Genomic DNA, 19239 nt, shown 5'->3' on the forward strand with positions numbered 1-19239 from the left:
ATGACACCCTTCTCGCCGGCCACCGCAACCCTGGCGGGCCTTCCCGCCAGGATCCCGTTCCTCCTCATCCCCCTGGCGGGCCTGGCGGTCTTCGCCTGGATCATCCGCCGGCGCCTGGAGCCCCTGCTCCGGGCCGCGCCGGATCCCCGGCGCGGCCAGACCGGGGCCCGCCTCTTGCTGGTCCTGAAGATCTGGCTCGCCCAGTGGCGGCACCCCCGCTACCTGCTGGCGGGGGTCCTGCACATCATCCTCTTCTTCGGCTTCCTGGTCCTGGGCGCGCGCTCGACCCAGCTGGTGTTCCTGGGCTTCATCGACGGGTTCTCCCTGCCGGGCTTCGGCCACGCTTACGACGTGCTCAAGGACTATGCCGCCACGGCCACGTTCGTGGCCGTGGCCATCCTCGCCGTGCGCCGTGCCGCCTTCAAGCCGGCCCGCTACGCCGTTCCGGCGGACATGGGCAAGGACCACACCCCGGAAGCCCTCCTGATCCTGGGCATGATCCTCACCCTGCTCCTGTCCGAGAGCCTCTTCGAAGGCAGCCTCCTGGCCGCCGCCGGCGGCACCGCCTCTCCCCTGACCCTGGCCTGGGCCTTCCGCCACGCCCTGGCCTCGGCCCCGGTGCCGGTGCTGGGGCACCTGAACCTCGCCGGGTACGCCGTCCACGACCTCACGTTCTTCCTCTTCCTGTGCTTCCTTCCCCTGGGCAAGCACTTCCACGTCATCACCTCCCTTTTCAACGTGTTCTGGATGCGGGTGGAGACCGGCAACGTCAAGCCGGTTCGCCACGGCGTCGGCGACGCGCAGCTTGACGAGATCAAATCCTTCGGCGTCAAGAAGTTCGAGGACTTCACCTGGAAGCACATGCTGGACTTCTACAGCTGCGCGGACTGCGGACGGTGTTCGGACCGGTGTCCGGCCAACTTCGTCAAGCGGCCCCTCTCCCCCCGCTTCATCAGCATCAAGGCCCGGGACTACGCCTTCGCCCACTATCCGCTCCTGGGTTCCGCGGTGGAAGGCAAGCCCCTCGTGGGGAGCATCTTCAGCGAGGACGAGATCTGGAGCTGCACCACCTGCGGCGCCTGCGAGGAGGAGTGCCCCCTGGGCATCGAATACGTGGACAAGATCGTGGACCTGCGCCGGGGCATGGTGGACGAGGGCCTCGTGCCCCAGTCCATGCAGAAGCCCCTGGGCGCCATCGAGAAGCGCGGCAATCCCTGGGGCAAGCTCGAGAAGAAGCGCGCCGACTGGTGTGCGGATGCGGGCGCCTCCGTCAAGCAGGTGGACAAGGGCGACACCGCCGAGGCCCTCTACTTCGTGGACAGCATCACCAGCTACGACGACCGCATGCAGAAGATCGCCCAGGCCTCGGCCCGGATCCTCGACAAGGCCGGCGTCGACTTCGTGGTGCTGGGCAAGGACGAGAAGGACAGCGGCCACGACGTGCGGCGATTCGGCGAGGAGATGCTCTTCCAGAGCCTGAAGGAGCAGAACACCGAAGGCATCCGGGCCTCCCAGGCCCGGCGCATCGTCACGAACGACCCCCACGCCTACAACGCCCTCAAGCACGACTACCCGGGGATTCCCCCGGTTCAGCACATGAGCGAGCTCATCGCCGCCGGGATCGAAAGCGGCAAGCTGCGCATGCGGACCCCCGCCGACGGCCGCACCTACACCTACCACGACCCCTGCTACCTGGGCCGCCACAACGGGGTCTACGACGCGCCCCGCCAGGCCCTGGACGCCATCCCGGGCCTCAAGCGCGTGGAGATGGAGGGCAACTGCCGGGACCGCTCCTTCTGCTGCGGAGGGGGCGGCCTCATGCTCTTCTACGAGCCCCACGAGGAGCAGCGCATGGGCGTGGTCCGGGTCGAGATGGCCCGCAAGGCCGGGGCCGACGTGATCGTCACCGCCTGCCCCTACTGCCTCACCAACATCGAGGACGCCATCAAGGTGGCCGGCCTCGAAGGCAAGATGGAAGCCATCGACCTGTGCGAACTGGTCGACGGCCACCTTCAGAACGACTGACCCCGGAGGAGAGGAATGGAGATCCTGGTTTGCGTGAAGCGCGTTCCCGACGCCGCGGAGAACGAGATCGCCGTGGAGGGCGGGGCCATCCGCGGCGACGACCTCGTCTACTCAGTGAACGAGTGGGACAACTATGCGGTGGAGGAGGCCATCCAGATCGTCGAGCGGGAGGGGGGCAGCGTCACCGTGGTCACCGTGGGCGACGGCGACGCCGAGGAGGTGCTGCGCCGCGAGATGGCCATGGGCGCCAACCAGGGCCTGCTGCTGTCCGACCCCGCCTTCGCCGGCGCCGACGGCCTGGGCCTGGCGACCATCCTGGCCGCGGCCGTGCGCAAGGGCGCCTACGACCTGGTGCTCACCGGGGCCCTGGCCGACGACGGCGCCGCCCAGGTGGGCGGCATGCTGGCGGCCCTCCTGGACTGGCCCTTCGCGTCCCTCGTGAACCTCGTCGAGGTGGACGGGTCCCGCCTGAGGGTGGGCCGCGAGATCGAGGGCGGCACCCAGGAGGTCAGCGACATCGACCTGCCCTGCGTCCTCTCCATCCAGACCGGCATCAACGAGCCCCGCTACGTGGGCCTCCGGGGCATCCGCAAGGTGGCCTCCGTGGAGATCCCGGTGCTGGACGCCGCGGCCCTGGGCGTGACGCCCGCGGCGGCGAAGGTCCGGCGCCTCGACTACTTCGTGCCCCCGGCGGGAGCCGGGGCGGACATGCTCACGGGGACCACGGCCGAGCTGGCCGGGCAGCTGCTGGGGCTCCTGAAGGCCAAGGGAGGGATCAAGTGATGGCTACCGTCTTCGCCTACATCGCCCATGCCGGCGGCAGGGCCGACGACTCCGCCCTGGAGCTCCTCGCTGCCGTCCGCACGCTGTTCCCGGGCGCAGACCCCGTCGCCCTGGTGGCCGGCTCCGGCCCCTCCCTGGAGGCCGCGTGCCAGGAGGCCGCCGCCTCCTTCGCCGAGGTGTGGAAGTTCGACCAGGAGGCCCTGGCCTATCCCAACGCCGAACTGCTCCGCCCGCTCCTGGCCAGGGTCCTGCCCCCCGGCGCCCTGGTGCTCCTGCCCCACAGCACCCTCGGCATGGACCTGGGCCCCGGACTCGCCGTGAAGCTGGGCGCGGCCTACCTGCCCGACGTGGTGGGCGGAAGCCCCCTCGAGGGGACCTCCCTGCAGGCCGTGCGCCAGGAGTTCAGCGGCCAGGTGTCGGCCCACGTGGCCTGTGACGTGTCCGGCGGCGCCGTGGTCACCCTGCGTTCCGGCGCCTTCAAGGCCGAGCCGTCCCGGTCCGCCGGGGGCAGGGTGGTGGACCGGTCCGCCGACGCCGGGGGCCTTTCCGCCCGGCGCCGCTTCGTCAAGCTGGTGCAGGCCGAGGCCGGCGACATCGACATCACCCGCGAGGACGTGCTGGTGTCCGTGGGCCGGGGAATCGGGGACAAGGAGAACATCGCCCTGGTGGAGGAGCTTGCCGAGGCCATGGGCGCGGCCCTCTGCTGCTCCCGCCCCATCGTGGACGCCAAGTGGCTGGAGAAGCCCCGGCAGGTGGGGACCTCGGGCCAGACCGTCAAGCCCAAGGTCTATCTGGCCCTGGGCATCAGCGGCTCCTTCCAGCACCTGGGCGGCATCAAGGGCAGCCCCTTCCTCGTGGCCGTGAACAAGAATCCCAAGGCGCCCATCTTCCAGGCCGCCAGCGTGGGGATCGTGGCCGACCTGCTGGAGCTGGTGCCGGCGCTGACGGAGGCGATCCAGAAGGGGAAGTAGGCGGATCTCATTCCATCCATCCCTTCGATCCGGTTCATCCCCGCGCCAGCCCTGCTGGAACGGGGATGAACCGTATGCAGGGGATGAAGGGGGTGGGAAGGATCAGGTGTTTCGGGCCTGGGACGCGCTCCGGGCGGCCGGTTCCGGATTCATTCCGGCCGCGGGGACAAAAGGGCCAGCAGCCCCATGGGTTCCGGCCGGAAGATGGCCGGGTGCATCAGGCGGAGATCCCCGGCGATGGCCGGGACGAAATCCATCCGACCGAGGATGTCCCGCTCCAGGTCCACGCCGGGGGCGATCTCGGTGAGCTCCAGGCCGGTTTCCATGAGGCGGAAGACGCAGCGCTCGGTGACGTACAGCACCTTCTGGCCCTGGCGGAAGGCCACCTCGCCGCTGAAGGTGCGGTGTTCCACCTCCTTGACGAACTTGCGTGCCGAACCCTCCTTGCGGATGGTCAGGCGGCCCTCCTCCACGGCCACGTCCAGGCCGCCGGCGGTGAAGGTGCCCACGAACACCACGGTCTTGGCCGACTGGGAGATGTTGATGAAGCCTCCGGCGCCGGCGAGGCGCGGGCCGAACTTGCTGACGTTCAGGTTGCCGCGGGCGTCCGCCTGGGCCAGGCCCAGGAACGCCAGGTCGAGGCCCCCTCCGTCGTAGAAATCGAACTGGGAGGGCTGGTCGATGACCGCGGCGGCATTGGTGCCCGCGCCGAAGCTCAGGCCCCCGGCCGGAACGCCGCCGATGACCCCGGGCTCCGTGGACAGGGTCATGAGCCCGGAGGCGCCTTCCTCCACCGCGACCGAGGAGATGCCCTCGGGCATGCCGATGCCCAGGTTCACCATGCAGTCCGGCTCGAGTTCCATGGCGGCGCGCCTGGCGATGACCTTGCGCTCGTCGAGGGCCATGGGAGCCAGGGAGGAGAGAGGCACGCGGATCTCGCCGCTGTACGCGGCGTTGTACTGCTCCAGGAAGGTCTGCATGTGGTACTCGGGACGCTCGGCGACCACCACGTAATCCACAAGGACTCCGGGCACCTTCACCTCCCTGGGATTGAGCGTGCCCCGCTCGGCGATGCGCTCCACCTGGACGATCACCTTGCCGCCGCTGTTGTGCACGGCCATGGCGATGGCCTGGGCCTCGAGCGTGAGGGCCTCCCGCTCCATGGTGACGTTGCCGTCGGGATCGGCGGTGGTGCCGCGGATGATCCCGATCTGGATGGGGAAGGCGTTGTAGAGGAGGTAGTCCCGGCCGTGGATGACGATGCGCTCGACCACGTCCGCCGTGGTTCGGGCGTTGAGCTTGCCGCCCCCGAATTCCGGGTCCACGAAGGTGCCCAGGCCCACGTGGCTGATGGTTCCCGGCTTGCCTGCGGCGATATCCCGGAACATGTGCGCGATGACGCCCTGGGGCAGGTTGTAGGCGTCGATCTGCTCGGCGAAGACGAGTTTCTGGAGCTTGGGGGTCAGGCCCCAGTGCCCCGCGATGACCCGCCGGAGCAGGCCCGGATGGGCCAGGTGGTTCACGCCCCGCTCCCCGGCGTCCCCCTGCCCCGCGGCGAAGAAGAGCGTCAGGTCCCGGGGGGACCCGGTCTCGAGGAAGCGCTTCTCGAGGACCAGCGCCACGTTCTCGGCGAATCCGATGCCGGCGAAGCCGCCGGTGGAGATGACGTCCCCGTCCTTGATGATGGCGACCGCCCCGGCCACGGACGTGACCTTGCTCCTGCGCAGACGGGGTTCCTGGGCGGCGGGGGCTGGGGCGTGCATGGCGGCTCCTGTCGAAAGGTCGGCTGGCGTATCGCAATGGGGATGCCAACATTCTAAACCGCACGGAATAAGCAGTTAAACAACCCCCGCCAGGCGCCGCGTCCCGGGTTTGAGACACCGGGACCGGAATCCGGGTCTCCATCGTGCGACACGTCTCAGTTCCGGGACGCAGCCTGCAGTTCACCCATTCGGCGGTAGAAGGTGGCCCTGGACATGCCCAGGCGCCTGGCGGCGTCGGCGGCCCTGCCGTTGCAGGCCTGGAGCGCGGCCGTCAGGATGCTCCGCTCCGCCTGCGCCACGGCCTCAGAGTAGCTAAGATCCGGCCCGGCCGGGACGGGCGGCGCCTGGCCGGGCTTCACCAGGCCCTGGAAGTCCTGGACGTCCAGGATGTGCTCGTCGCTGTTCATCATGGCCCGCTCCAGGACGTTGCCCAGTTCGCGCACGTTGCCGGGCCAGGCGTGGCGCCGGAGGAGATCCATGGCGCCGGGGCTCAGCTCCCGCCCGACGCTGCCCGTCCTCAGGCCGGCGGCCTCCAGGAGGTGCTCGCAGAGCAGGTCCAGGTCCCCGGGGCGCTCCCGCAGGGGCGGCAGGGGGATGCAGAGGACGTTGAGGCGGTAGAAGAGGTCCTTGCGGAACCGCCCCTCGGCGACCATGGCCTCCAGGTCCCGGCTGGTGGCGGCCAGGATCCGCACGTCCACCGTGATGACCCGGTTGGATCCGAGCGGCTCGACCTCGTGGTCCTGGAGCACCCTCAGGAGCTTGGCCTGGAGGGGCAGCGGCATGTCGCCGATCTCGTCCAGGAACAGGGTGCCGCCGTCGGCCAGCTCGAATTTGCCGGGGCGGGGCCTGCGGTCCGCTCCGGTGTAGGCCCCCGGCGCCACCCCGAAGAACTCGGCCTCCAGCAGGTTCTCGGGCACCGCGGCCACGTTCACCGCCACGAAGGGCTTCTCGGCCCGGGGCCCTCCCGCGTGGATGGCGTGGGCCAGGAGCTCCTTGCCGGTGCCGGTCTCGCCGGTGAGGAGCACCGGCGCCTCCAGGAGGGCCGCGCGGCGCCCCAGGCGCTTGGCCTCCATCGTCTTGGGGCTGATGCCGATGAGGGAGGAGAAGGTGTACTTGGCGCGCCGGGCCTCGGCCAGCTTCTGCCGCGCCCGGGCCAGGTCCGTCTGGAGCCGGGAGTAGGTCTCGAGCATGGGCCGCAGGGGCTCCAGGTCGCTGAAAAGGGCGAAGGCCACGGCACCCACGACCGTGCCGTCCTCGTCCTTCACCGGCATGCGGATGACCACGAAGTTCTGCCCCGCGACGTGGAAGAGGTCCAGGAGGTGCGGCTTGCCGGTGACAAGCACCTGGCGCATGAGGCTTCCGGGGATCACCTCCTCCACCACCTGGCCCAGGGCCTTGACGGGGTCCACGCCGAGCCGGGCGGCGTACCGCTCGCAGATCCAGACGACCCGGGCGTCCTTGTCCACGATGAGGGTGCCTTCGCTCTGCTCCAGGCACTGGAACACGGACTGGATGGCGGCCTGCTGGAACCGGGTTGGATCCTGGAGGAGGTAGTGGCGTGTCACCGGAGCGCCCTTGCTGGAAATGCCCCCGATTCTACATGGATTACTCATGAGTCGCTAGGGGATCTGCAGGGCCCGGTAGCGCAGGGCCCGGCCGATCCGTCTGCACCCGGTCTTGAGCTTGAGTTCCCTCAGGAACTCCCAGGGGTCCGGCAGTTCCTTCCACACCGAGGGCAGGAAGGTCGCCCGCAGGGCCCCCGCGCACAGGACCAGGCCGTCCCGGCCCGGCACCAGCCGGCGGACCAGGTCCGCCTCGCAGGCGAATTCCAGGGGCCGGAGCCGGGTGAGGATGGAGATGGACACCTCCAGGTCCTCCAGGTCCCGGGCCCGCAGCGGCGGGAACCGGGAATCCAGGAAGGCCGCGGCGAAGGCGTTGTCCGCCACGTCCCGGGCCAGGGGACGCGTGGCCTCGAGGCGGCCCGTGCAGCCGCGCAGCTCCCCCCAGCGGCGGAGGGTGACGAAGGTGGCGCGGGGGCGGGCCAGGGCGGGCGGCAGCAGGGCCAGCTCCACCGGCAGGGGCGTCCCCGCCTCCACGCCGTGGCGGATGGAGGCCCGCGCCAGGTCCAGGAGCAGCTGGCGCCCGGTGGCTCCCAGGACGGCTTCAGGCGAAAGCGAAGGCGCCATAGCCCACCACCCGGTCCCGGCCCCCGGCCGTGTCGCCGGAATTGCGCACGTCGAGGACCTCGGCTTCCAGCCCGCGGCGGCGCGCCGCCACCAGGAGCCCGCGCACCGGCGCGCAGCCGCAGGCGGCCTCGTCGCCCAGGGCGGCCGCGTCCAGGCGCCGGATGGCCTCGGCCGTGGCCAGGTCCATCTTCCGCGCTTCCGCCGACGTCAGGTAGTGGCTCAGGTCGGAGGAGACCACCACCGCCGTCCCCGCCTCCTCCCAGAGCCGCTCCACCACCCCGGCCACCTCGCCGGGTCCCGCTTCCCCCACCACCACCGGCACCAGCGTGAAGGCGCCCAGCACCTCCTGCAGGAAGGGCAGCTGCACCTCGAGGCTGTGCTCCAGCTCGTGGGCGGCCTCCAGGAGGCACACGGCGGGCAGGTCCAGGAGCCCGTCGGAACCCTCCCGGTCGACGGGCACCGTGCCCAGGGGCGTGGCGAACCCGCCGGCGCCGCTCAAAGCCAGCCCCCGGAAGGCCACCCGGTGGGAAGGTCCCAGCACCGCCACCCGGCGGATCCGGTCCCGGCCCAGGCCCAGCCTGGCGAAGGCCTGGCCCGCCACCGGGCCGGAGTAGACGTAGCCCGCGTGCGGAGCGATGACGGCCAGGGGCGCCGCGCCCCCGGGCCGCGCCTTCCCCAGGCAGCCCTGCACCAGGGCCCGCAGCCGCAGGGGATCGGCGGGGTAGAAGGAGCCGGCGAAGGCGGGCTGGCGAATGTGGCCCATGGGGGACCTCCGCAGCCGAACGAACTAGCTTGTCCGTCCCAACATCCGGGTTGCGCGCCCCCCTGTCAATGACCGAAATTGTGCTCATCCGAGGGAACCATGGTGCCTGCGACGCAGTCTCCCTCCGCACGCTTCTGGCGCAGCCTGGAGGGCGGGGCCGTGGCCTGCGGACTCTGTCCCCGCCGCTGCCGCCTGCGGGAGGGCCAGCGGGGCTACTGCCTCATGCGGGGCAACGAGGGCGGCGCCATGGTGCTGCGCGGCCCTGGCCGGTCCAGCGGCTTGTGCGCCGACCCCATCGAGAAGAAGCCCCTCTACCATTTCCTGCCGGGCACCCAGGTGCTCTCCTTGGGCACCCTGGGCTGCAACCTGGGCTGCCGGTTCTGCCAGAACTGGGACATCAGCCGCGCGAGCGCCGAGGCCCTGCTCACGGACGGCGCCGCACCGGAGGCCGTGGCCCGCATGGCCCTGGCCCGCCGCTGCCGAGGCGTCGCCTTCACCTACAACGACCCCGTGGTCTTCCACGAGCAGGCCGTGGACACCGCCCAGGCCTGCCGGGAGCTGGGCCTGGCCACCGTGGCCGTGACCGCGGGCTACCAGTGCCCGGAACCCCGCGCGGAGTTCTACCGGCACATGGACGCCGTCAACATCGACCTCAAGGGCATCACCGACGGCTTCTACCGGCGGTACTGCGCCGGGCGCCTGGGGCCGGTGCTGGACACCCTGAAGTACGTGCGCCGGGAGACGCGCACCTGGCTGGAGGTCACCACCCTCCTCATCCCCGGCGCCAACGACTCCCCCGCGGAACTGGACGCCCTCACCGGTTGGGTCGCGGACAACCTCGGGCCCGACGTCCCGCTCCACTTCACGGCCTTCCACCCCGCCTGGAAGCTCACCGCGCTCCCCCCGACCCCCGCCGCCACGCTCCTGGAAGCCCGGAACACCGGCCTGCGCAACGGCCTGCGCCACGTCTACCTGGGCAACGTCCGGGAACCCGAAGGCAGCGCCACCGTGTGCGCGGGGTGCGGGCACCTCCTCATCGGCCGGGACGGGTACCGCCTGACGCGGTGGGACCTCACGCCCCGCGGCGACTGCGTCCGCTGCGGAACATCCCTCCCCGGCGTCTTCGGGGCCGACCCGGGATGACGGGCATGCATCGGGTTTTGAGGTAAACTGGGGAACCCAACCCTCCGGAGGCCCGATGCGCCCCAACCTCTGCCACGCCCTCGTCCTGGCTCCCTCCCTCCTCCTGGGACAGAGCGACCTGCCCCGGTTCGTGACCTATCCCGACATCCACGGGGACGAGGTGGTCTTCACCTACGAGGGCGACCTCTGGACCGGCACCGTCAAGGGCGGGCCCGCCCGGAGGCTCACGAGCCATCCCGGCGCGGAGTTCGCGGCGCGCTTCAGCCCGGACGGGAAATGGCTGGCCTTCACCGGCCAGTATGACGGGGGCAGCAACGTGTACGTGATGCCCGCCGGAGGGGGTACGCCCCGGCGCCTCACCTGGCGCGGGGCGTGCACGGTCCAGGGCTGGTCTCCGGATGGGGCCCGGGTGCTCTTCCGGGCCGCGGTGCAGGGCGACTGCAACCCCATGACCCAGATCTGGTCGGTGGATCTCCAGGGCCACGAGCCCCAGGCCCTGCCGCTGGGCAAGACCGCATTCCAGGCCGCCATCTCCCCCGACGGATCGAAGGTGCTCTTCAACCCCACGGGCAGCGAGGACTACTTCTGGAAGCGGTACAAGGGCGGCCTGCACGCGGAGCTCTGGCTGGAGGACGTGAAGGCCGGCACCTGGCGGCGGGTCACCGATCATCCCGGGAAGAGCGCCTACCCCATGTGGACGGCCCAGGGCGGCGTCCTCTTCCTCTCCGACCGGGGCGAGGGGGGCTTCTCCAACCTCCACACCCTCGACCTGGCCACGGGGGCCGCCAGGGCGCTGACCTCCTACAAGGACTTCGACGTGCAGTGGCCGGCCACCGACGGGCGCAAGGTCGTCTTCGTCAAGGGGGGCTTCCTCCACCTTCTGGACCCCGCCACGGGTGAGGCCCGCCGCCTCGAGATCACGGCGCCCACCGACGGCTGGCGCTTCGGCCCCCGCACCATCAACGCCAAGGACTACATCCAGTCGGTGCGCCTGGCGCCCGGAGGGAAGAGCCTCCTCCTGGAAGCCCGGGGCGAGCTGTTCTCGCTTCCCGCCGACGCCGCCGGATCCGCCAGGAACCTCACCCTGACCCCCGGCGTCCGCGAGCGTTTCCCCGAGATCTCCCCGGACGGCAAGCGCGTCGCCTACCTTTCCGACGCCAGCGGCGAGTACGACCTCTACGTCCGCCCCGCCGAGGGGGGCCCCGCCACGCGCCTGGCCACGGGCCTGGCCACCACGCTCTACCACCTCTCCTGGAGCCCCGACGGCCAGAAGCTGATGTTCGGCGACAAGAGCTTCTCCCTCTACGTCATGGACGTGGCCACCGGCAGGCTCGAGCGCATCGACGGTTCCGCCAACCTCAAGAACGACGAGTTCACCTGGGAGGTGGCCGACTACGCCTGGGCCCCCGACTCCACCTGGATCGCCTACTCGTACCCCGAGGCCAACCGCAACAACCGCATCTGGCTCTACAACCTCAAGACGAAGCAGAAGGTCGCCCTCACCGACGGGTTCTTCGACTCCCTCAATCCCTGCTTCGACCTGGACGGGACCACCCTCTACTACCTGAGCTACAACAACTTCCATGTGCGCCTCGACGCCGGCGAGATGAACGCCATCGAGCCCAATCCGGTCCAGGTCATGGCCGTCGGCCTGCGGGAAAACGGGGCGGGCCCGTTCCGCATCGACGTGGACGGGCTCGGGGACCGCACCGCGCTGCTGCCCGTCAAGCCGGGCAACATCTTCCACCTCAAGGCCGGCAAGGGCCTCGTGGGCTATTCCACGGTGGAAGGCTGGGACGACTCCGTGGTGGAGGAGGTCTTCAGGCCCCGCGGCCAGACCAAATGGCAGATGCACTTCTTCGAGACCGGGCCGAAGAAGGAGACCGTCCTGCCCGACCCCGTCGCCGAGTGGGGCTTCTCCCCCGACGGCGCCAGCCTCTATGTGCGCAGGGCCGACGCCGTCCATGCCGGCCCCGTCCAGGCCGTCCTGGCCTCCAAGGCGCTTCCCGAGCGCGTCAACCTGGACCGGCTGGCCCTCACGGTGGTCCCCCGCGAGGAGTGGAAGCAGATCTTCGAGGACGCCTGGCGCTGGTACCGGGACTTCTTCTACGACGCCAACATGCACGGACGCGACTGGAAGGCCGACCATGACCGCTACGCCCAGTGGCTGCCCCAGCTCACCAGCCGGGAGGACCTCAACTGGCTGCTGAGCCAGATGGTGGGCGACCTGTGCGTGAGCCACACGTACGTGGGCGGGGGCGACCGCGGACCCGCCCCCGCCCCCGGCCCCGTGCGCGCCGCGGGCCTCCTGGGCGCGGACCTGGCGGCGGAGGGAGGCCTCTACCGCTTCACGCGGATCCTGGGCCCCACCCCCTACGCCCCTGAACTGAAGGGCCCCCTGGCCGGAAAGGTGAAGGAGGGCGAGTATCTCATCGCGATCGACGGCACGCCCCTCAAGGCCCCGGAGGCCGTCTACGAGCGCCTCCAGGTCGTGCCCGGCCAGAAGGTCGTGCTCACCGTCAACACCCGGCCCGTGGCCGGCGGAGCCCGGACCGTGGAGGTCGAGCCCATCTCCAACGAGTTCCCCCTGCGGTACGAACGCTGGATCGCCGACAACGTCGCCACCGTGGAGAAGCTCTCCGGGGGCCAGCTGGGCTACCTGCACCTGTCCGCCATGGGCGCGCCCAACATCGGCCAGTTCGACAAGTTCTGGCGCGCCTTCCGCTACCGCAAGGGCATCGTGGTGGACGTGCGCGGCAACCACGGGGGCTGGACCGAGTACTTCATGGCCGCCAAGCTGGAGAATCACCAGGTCGGCTTCAACGTCCTGCGCGGCATGACCCCCTTCCGGGTGCCCAATACCGCCTCCGACGGCCGCTACGTGTTCCTGAGCAACGAGCAGAACGGCAGCGACGGCGAGGCCTTCCTCAGCCACGTGAAGGCCCGCAACCTGGGCCCCGTCGTCGGCGTCCCCAGCTGGGGCGGCCTGGTGGGCATCATCAACACCCAGATCACCCTGGACGGCGGCCGCGTGGAGCAGTCCAACAACGCCTTCTACGGCAAGGAGGGCAAGTGGTGGGTGGAGAACGAGGGCGCCATCCCCGACATCCGCGTGGAGAACGACCCCGCCAGCTTCCTGGCCGGCCATGACCGGCAGCTGGAGGTGGGCGTGGCGACCCTCCTGAAGCAGCTCAAGGAGAACCCCACCCCCGCGTTCCCGCCGGTGCCGGCCTATCCCGTGAAATAACTGGGGACACCAGGAGGCCCCGCTGCCATCACCCGAAGGGCGGCGGGGCCTCCTGCTAGCGCTTCAGCGCCATCTGGCCGATGCGCGAGATGCGGTACCTGCCCACCTCCCCCTCCCGGATCAGGTCGTGCTGCAGGAGGTAGTCAAGGTCGGCGGCCTGCACCCCCTTCAGGGAGAGAAGCTTCTCCCTCGGGGCGTCCGGGTGCCGGGCCACGGTCAGGAGCAGGCTCAGGCGCAGCGGGGTGATCACGTCAATCATGGAGGGTCCTTCCGGGGGCGCGGGTGCGCTCCAGCTTGAGCAGGGCCTGGATCTGGTTCTCCAGGGCGCCCAGGAACCGGGAGCGGTCCGCGGGGGCGTAGGGTTTCGGACCGGTGCCGAGCTCGCCCATGTCCCGCAGGAAGGCGCTGATCTCGCGGCTGGCCATCGCGTCGACGATGGAGTCCTCGGTGAAGAGGCGGCCCTTGGGATCCAGGACCCGGGCCCCCTTCTTCAGGCAGCGGTCCGCCAGCGGGATGTCGGAGGTGACGGCGATGTCGCCGGCCGCGGCCTGCTCCACGATCCAGTCGTCGGCGGCGTCGAAGCGCCCGCTCACCACCACCGCCTTGAACAGGGGGTCCCGGGGCAGGTTCAGGCGGCTGTTGGACACCACGTGCACCGTCAGGCCGTGCCGCCTGGCCACCCTGAACACTTCGTCCTTCACGGGGCAGGCATCGGCGTCGACGTAGATCTGGATCAAGCGGGCTCCTGGCGGTCCAGTCCATGCTACCGCACCGCCGGCTACAGGCTGGCCTCCAGTTCGGGCAGGCCTTTCCAGGGCACGACCTCCACGCCGCCGTGGCGCAGGGCGGCCTCGCCTCCATAGACGAGCCAGGAGGCTCCTCCCGTCCTGCCCGCGAGCGCATTCCAGCGGTCCAGGGAATCGAAGGCATCCGTCGCGATCGTACGCCCCGACTTGACCTCGATGGGCTGGATTCCTCCGTCCTTCTCCACCACCAGATCCACCTCCAGCCCTCGGCTGTCGCGCCAGAAGTGAAGGTCGGGAGGCACCCCCCGGTTCAGGCGCGCCTTCAGGAGATCCGTCACCACGAGATTCTCGAAGAGGGAACCCCGCAGGGCGTGGAAGGCCATCTGGGCCGGCTCCCGGATGCCCAGGAGCCACCCTGCCAGACCTGTGTCGCAGAAATAGAGTTTTGGCGCCTTGACCAGCCTCTTGCTGAAATTCGAGAAGTGGGGACGGAGGAGGAAGACGATGTAGCTGGCCTCGAGAACCGAAAGCCAGGCGGAGGCGGTGTTGTGGGAGACACCGCAATCCGCGGCGAGCGAAGAAAGGTTCAGCAACTGCCCAACCCTCGCGGCGCACAGCCTGATGAACCTCTGGAAGGCGGAGAGGTCCCGCAAGGCGATGAGCTGGCGCACATCCCGTTCCACGTAGGTGCTGATGTAGTTCCCATGCCAGTCCGCCGGAGCCAGATCCCGGTCATGAAGGGGAGGGTAGGATCCGCGGAGCAGGAATTCGTCCAAGTCTCCGGGCAGCCGCCCGGCCTCCCTCAGCTCGCCCATGGAGAAGGGGAGCAGCTGCACCAGGCCGACCCGCCCCGCAAGGGTCTGGGTGATGCCGGAAAGCAGCCCGAACTGCTGGGAGCCGGTAAGGACGAAGGAGCCGGGACGAAGGCTCTCGTCCACCTGGGTCTGGAGGTAGGAAAACAGGTTCGGCGCCCGCTGGACCTCGTCGAGGATCGCGCCTTCCGGGAACCGGGAAAGGAGGCCCCGGGGATCGGATTCGGCAAGGTCCCGGAGATCCGGGTCCTCCAGACTGAGGTAGGCCTTCCCGGCGAAGGCGGCCTTGGCGAGGGTCGTCTTGCCCGACTGGCGGGGCCCCGTAATGGCAACGATAGGGAACCCCCTTGCGAGGCGCATCAGGGTTTCGCTGGCGGCACGGGCGATCATGGGGAGAGGGTAAAGGGGTCATCACAAATTGTCAATTCAACTCTAATTTTGTGAACCCATTTATTAACTATAGTTAAATGCATAAGGAGCGCATCCGGACCCTCGTCAGCCCCTGTCGCTCCCACGGGGGCAGAGTACCATCTAGCCTCAACCGGAACGGACCTCCCCATGCGCATTCTCCACACTTCGGACTGGCACCTGGGCCGCGTCCTCCACGAGTTCCCGCTCCTGGAGGACCAGCGGCAGGTGCTTGGGCAGCTCATCGCGCACTGCAGGGCCGAGCCGTACGACGCGCTCCTCGTCGCGGGCGACGTCTTCGACCGAAGCCTCGCCTCGGAGGAGGCGGTGCGCCTCTGGAGCGGCTTCCTGCGCGACCTGCGCGCGGACTGTCCGGACCTGCCCCTCCTGGTCATCGCGGGCAACCACGACTCCGCCACCCGCATCGCCTACGCGGCCGACGCCCTGGCCCTGGCGAAGATCCACGTGCGGGGCGGCCCGGACGCCCTGGAGACCCCGGTGGAGATCCGGGACGCGGCGGGCTCCCGCATGCAGGTGTGGATGATCCCCTTCCTGTGGGCGGGGGACTGCGACGGCGGCGGCGAGGACCGGCGCATCCGCACCCAGGAGGAGACCCTGGCCGCGGCCGTGGAGCGAATCCGGCCCCTCCAGGACCCGGGGGCGGTGCAGGTGGCCATGGCCCACTGCTTCGCCCGGGGGGCCCTCGCCTCGGATTCCGAGCGGGTGCTGGTGGGCACCGCCACCGACGTGGAGGCCGCGCTCTTCGCGTCCTTCGACTACGCGGCCCTGGGGCACCTGCACCGGGGCCAGCGCGTGCTGGACGGGGTCTGGTACTCCGGCTCCCCCCTGCCCTACTCCTTCTCCGAGACCGGCGACGCCAAGGCCGTGCTCGCGGTGGAGCTCGCCAAGGGCCGGCCTCCCGCGGTCACGCAGCTCCCCCTCCACCCGCCCCACCCCCTCGCGCGCCTGCGGGGAGGCCTCCGGGAGCTCCTGGAGGACCCGGCCTTCGCCGCCCACGCGGACAGCTTCGTGGAGATCACCCTGGATCCCCGGGACGCCGGCGCCAACCCCTTCGCGCTCCTCAAGGGGCGGTTCCCGTTCCTGCTGCACCTGTGCTACCTCGGCCCCGAGGCCGGAGAGGCCGCGGAAGGCGCGCCCGCGGCGGAACGCGCCGGGGACCTCCTGTCCGACTACCGGCAGTTCGTGGCCGACCTGGGCCTGGAGGACGACGCGCTGGAGCGCCGCACCGCCCTGGCCGCGGTCCTCGCCGCCGAACTCGCCCGCCGGGAGACCGCATGAAGCCCCTGCGCCTGACCCTGCAGAACTTCGGCCCCTACGCCGGGGAGCCCGTGGTGGTGGATTTCACCCACCTGGACCCCCTCTTCCTCATCACCGGGGACACCGGGGCCGGCAAGACCTCGCTCTTCGACGGCATCTGCTACGCGCTGTACGGCGCCCCCCTGGGCACCCGCACCGAGGCCTCGGTGCGGTCCAAGCTCGCCGCGGACGGCGAGAGCACCTTCGCCGAGTTCGAATTCGAGGTGCGCGGGGTGCGCCACCTCGCCACCCGGTCCCCGGCGTGGTTCGAGGCGAAGAAGAAGGGCGCCGGCTTCCGGAAGCCCGAGGAGATCCACAACCTGAAGAGGTGGGGGGAGGCCGGCTGGGTGACCCTGTCCTCCCGGAAATCCGAGATCGACGCCCGGGTCGAGGCCATCCTGGGCCTCACCCAGGACGAGTTCGCCAAGATCCTCGTGCTCCCCCAGGGCGACTTCCAGCGGTTCCTGGAGATGGGCACCGGGGAGCGCGAGGCCATCCTCGAAAAGCTCTTCCCCATCAAGGAGCACCAGCGGCTCGCGGAGTACGCGCGCAGGCGGGCCGAAGAAGCCAGGAACCTCAAGACGGAGCTGGGCCTGCGCCTGGAGGAGGCCCAGGGCGGGACCCACCAGGACGCCGCCCAGGCCCAGACCATGGAGGAGGAGCTGAGCGGGGCCGCCGGCGCCGCCGACGCGGCCAGGGACCTGGCCCTGAAGCTGCGCGACGAGGCCCAGCGCGAGGCGCAGAACGCCCGGCGGGCGGAAGCCGCCTTCCAGGAGCAGGCGTCCCTCCGCGCCGGGGAGCAGGCCTACGAGGACGCCCGGGCCCACCGGGAGGGCTTGGAACGCGAACGGGAGCGGGCGCGGGGCGCCGCCTCCTGCGAGCCCGCCGTGAAGGCCCGGGAGGACGCCGGAGCGGCCCTGGGGAAGACCGAGGAGGCGTGCCGGAAGGCCGGCGTGGATCTGGAAGCGGCCCGGCGGGAACGGGACGGCCTCCAGCCGGACCTGGACGGCGCCCCGGAACGACGGTCCGCCCTGATGAAATTGCGCGACGAGCAGGTTCTGAGCCTCAAGCGGCTCGACGACCTGAAGGCGTTCGGCACGGTCTGGCGCGAAGGCGCCCGGGCCGCGGAGGCCTTCGCGAAGGCCACGGAGGGCCTCGAGGCGGCGGAAGCGGAGGTCTCGAAAAACCAGCGGGGGCTGGAGGCCCTCGAACCGGTGGAGCGGGACCGGGGGACCCTCCAGGAGGAATGGAACAGCCTCGCGCCCCTTCGCACCCGGCTGGACCGGCTGCAGTCCGACGCGGACGTGGTGCGCGCCTGGCCCGGCCTGGAAACGAAGCTGCGCGCGGCCGTGGAGGGCGCGGAAACGAACGCCCGCGCAGCCGCAGAGCGTCTGCGGGCGGACGTGGACCGGGTCGAAGCGGCCCGGGCGCTGCGCGAAGCCAACCTCGCCGCGGCCCTGGCCACCCGCCTCGCCCCGGGCTCCCCCTGCCCCGTTTGCGGCTCCGCCGACCACCCGCATCCGGCTTTGCCGCACCCGGATCTGGACCCGGAGGCCCTGGCCCTGGAACCGCCCCGCGTGGATGCGGCCCTGATGGCCTCGGACCAGAAGGCCCGTTCGGCGTCTGACCTGGCCGTCAGCCGTCTGAAGGAGGCCGGGCAACGCCAGGGCGAGGCCCTGGCTCGCCTGCAGGAGGCCGGCTGGCCCGAGATCGCCGCCTACGACGCCGCCCGGACCAACCTAACGACCATACAAACGGGGCTGGAGGTGCGGCTCCGGGAGAAGGCGCACCTTCTGGCGGGCCGCGAGGACCTCAGGCGCAGGCTGAGGGAAGCGGAAACCGTCCGGGACACCGCCCGGAACCAGCGCGAGGAGGCCCTGCAGGCCGACACCGCCGCCCGGGAGAAGCGCCAGGCCCTGGAGCGGAGCCTCGGCCTTGCCATCGAGGACCCGGTGAAGGCCTGGCGCGAGGCGCAAACGGCGCACGACGCCCGCGGGCTCCGCATCGAGGAGCTGGACGGGGCCCTGGCGGACCTGGACGCCCGGCGGGAGAAGGCCGACGCCGCCCTGACCAGCCTGACCCGGCTCCTGGAAGTCCGGAAGGAGCACCTCGACCAGGCCCGGGCGGTCCTGGCCGCGGCCCAGGAGGCCATGGAGACCGCCCTGGCGGCCTCCGGTTTCGCATCGCCCGGAGAGCAGCTCCAGGCCCGGCGCGAGGCGGCGAGGCTCCTCGAGATCGACGCCGCCCTGGGCAAGGCGGCCGAGGACCGCGCGGTCCGCCTGGCCCGCCTGCAGACCCTGGATGCCGAACTGGACGGCAAGGCCCGCCCCGACCTGGAGGCCCTGGACGCCGCCCGGGAGGAAGCCGCCGGGGCCTTCACCCGGGCCGCCGCCGAGGCGCAGGCGGCAGCCGCCGCCCTCGAGGCCTTCCGCTCGCGCCGGAGCCGCGTCCAGCAGCTCCAGGACGAGCTCCAGGCCGCCACCGAGGCCTCCGCCGACCTCATCCAGCTGTCGGCGGAACTGGACGGCGCCAACCGCCGGCGCATGAAGTTCTCCTCCTGGGCCCTGGCCTGGTGGCTGCAGCGGGTGCTGGAGCACGCCTCCCGCCAGCTGGACCTGCTCTCCGGGGGCCGCTACCGGTTCCGGCTGCGCACCGAGGTGGACGACAAGCGCCGCTCCGCGGGCCTGGAGATCGACGTGCACGACGCCTACGCCAACGGCACCCGCAGCGTGCGCACCCTGTCGGGCGGCGAGAAGTTCCTGGCCTCCCTGTCGCTGGCCCTGGGCCTGGCCGAGGTCATCCAGAGCCGCAGCGGCGGCATCGAGCTGGACGCCCTCTTCATCGACGAGGGCTTCGGCTCCCTGGACGACGAGACCCTGGAGAAGGCCATGCGGGTCCTGGACAAGCTCGGCCAGGGCCGGATGGTCGGCCTCATCAGCCACGTGGAGGCCATGAAGCAGGCCATCGACTGCCAGATCCGGGTGCGCAGGCAGGACGGGGGGAGCCGGGTGGAGCTGGTGCGGGTGTCCCGGTAGATCTGCTGTGGCGCCTGGCTTGGCCCCAGGAGGGTCGAGG

The 19239-nt window shown here is 70.8% G+C and carries 14 protein-coding genes; 7 read left to right on the top strand and 7 right to left on the bottom strand.

Annotation, left to right across the window (positions count from 1 at the left end):
* The 3 genes from RAH40_RS08845 to RAH40_RS08855 are packed head-to-tail and all read left to right on the top strand — an operon-like array spanning position 1 to position 3779.
* Positions 1-2025, top strand: coding sequence for a (Fe-S)-binding protein (locus tag RAH40_RS08845; RefSeq protein WP_306601736.1), 2025 nt, complete (start codon positions 1-3; stop codon positions 2023-2025).
* Positions 2026-2040: 15 nt separating this feature from the next.
* Complete coding sequence (locus RAH40_RS08850) at positions 2041-2808, top strand: electron transfer flavoprotein subunit beta/FixA family protein (RefSeq protein WP_306601737.1); 768 nt, start codon at positions 2041-2043, stop codon at positions 2806-2808.
* Entirely contained in the window at positions 2808-3779 is a 972-nt protein-coding gene (locus RAH40_RS08855; RefSeq protein WP_306601738.1) for an electron transfer flavoprotein subunit alpha/FixB family protein, read from the top strand. Before RAH40_RS08850 ends, RAH40_RS08855 begins: the two co-directional genes overlap by 1 nt.
* A gap of 149 nt (positions 3780-3928) precedes the next feature.
* On the opposite strand, the gene RAH40_RS08860 is transcribed toward RAH40_RS08855, so the two are convergent.
* From RAH40_RS08860 to amrB, 4 genes are all read right to left on the bottom strand, one after another.
* Positions 3929-5542 carry an acyl CoA:acetate/3-ketoacid CoA transferase gene (locus RAH40_RS08860; protein WP_306601739.1) on the bottom strand — a complete coding sequence of 538 codons (1614 nt, stop codon included), beginning with the start codon at positions 5540-5542 and terminating at the stop codon, positions 3929-3931.
* 155 nt (positions 5543-5697) lie between these two features.
* Positions 5698-7107 carry a sigma-54-dependent Fis family transcriptional regulator gene (locus RAH40_RS08865; RefSeq protein WP_306601740.1) on the bottom strand — a complete coding sequence of 470 codons (1410 nt, stop codon included), beginning with the start codon at positions 7105-7107 and terminating at the stop codon, positions 5698-5700.
* A 54-nt stretch (positions 7108-7161) separates the two neighbouring features.
* A complete protein-coding gene (gene amrA / locus RAH40_RS08870) occupies positions 7162-7728 on the bottom strand; it encodes an AmmeMemoRadiSam system protein A (RefSeq protein WP_306601741.1) in 567 nt (188 codons plus the stop codon).
* Positions 7706-8491 carry an AmmeMemoRadiSam system protein B gene (gene amrB, locus RAH40_RS08875; protein ID WP_306601742.1) on the bottom strand — a complete coding sequence of 262 codons (786 nt, stop codon included), beginning with the start codon at positions 8489-8491 and terminating at the stop codon, positions 7706-7708. The genes amrA and amrB overlap by 23 nt, the downstream gene beginning before the upstream one ends.
* A gap of 99 nt (positions 8492-8590) precedes the next feature.
* Between amrB and amrS the strand changes: the two genes are divergently transcribed.
* Both amrS and RAH40_RS08885 read left to right on the top strand, forming a co-directional pair.
* Positions 8591-9634 (top strand): AmmeMemoRadiSam system radical SAM enzyme, encoded by a 1044-nt coding sequence (gene amrS / locus RAH40_RS08880; RefSeq protein WP_306601743.1) that lies wholly within the window; start codon positions 8591-8593, stop codon positions 9632-9634.
* A 55-nt stretch (positions 9635-9689) separates the two neighbouring features.
* Positions 9690-12881, top strand: coding sequence for a S41 family peptidase (locus RAH40_RS08885; RefSeq protein ID WP_306601744.1), 3192 nt, complete (start codon positions 9690-9692; stop codon positions 12879-12881).
* Between the two features lie 55 nt (positions 12882-12936).
* On the opposite strand, the gene RAH40_RS08890 is transcribed toward RAH40_RS08885, so the two are convergent.
* Genes RAH40_RS08890 through RAH40_RS08900 form a run of 3 tightly spaced genes read right to left on the bottom strand, consistent with a single transcriptional unit; the run spans position 12937 to position 14829 of the window.
* Positions 12937-13140 (bottom strand): hypothetical protein, encoded by a 204-nt coding sequence (locus RAH40_RS08890; protein WP_306601745.1) that lies wholly within the window; start codon positions 13138-13140, stop codon positions 12937-12939.
* Positions 13133-13618, bottom strand: coding sequence for a YaiI/YqxD family protein (locus RAH40_RS08895; RefSeq protein ID WP_306601746.1), 486 nt, complete (start codon positions 13616-13618; stop codon positions 13133-13135). Before RAH40_RS08895 ends, RAH40_RS08890 begins: the two co-directional genes overlap by 8 nt.
* Positions 13619-13659: 41 nt before the next feature.
* Positions 13660-14829 carry an ATP-binding protein gene (locus RAH40_RS08900; RefSeq protein ID WP_373432552.1) on the bottom strand — a complete coding sequence of 390 codons (1170 nt, stop codon included), beginning with the start codon at positions 14827-14829 and terminating at the stop codon, positions 13660-13662.
* Positions 14830-14997: 168 nt separating this feature from the next.
* Here RAH40_RS08900 and RAH40_RS08905 point away from each other — a divergent pair, with 168 nt between their 5' ends.
* A complete protein-coding gene (locus RAH40_RS08905; RefSeq protein ID WP_306601748.1) occupies positions 14998-16146 on the top strand; it encodes an exonuclease subunit SbcD in 1149 nt (382 codons plus the stop codon).
* Entirely contained in the window at positions 16143-19199 is a 3057-nt protein-coding gene (locus tag RAH40_RS08910; protein ID WP_306601749.1) for an AAA family ATPase, read from the top strand. The genes RAH40_RS08905 and RAH40_RS08910 overlap by 4 nt, the downstream gene beginning before the upstream one ends.
* Positions 19200-19239: the final 40 nt, after the last annotated feature.

The sequence above is a fragment of the Geothrix sp. 21YS21S-2 genome, from assembly GCF_030846775.1.
In the GTDB taxonomy this organism is placed as follows: Bacteria; Acidobacteriota; Holophagae; order Holophagales; family Holophagaceae; genus Mesoterricola.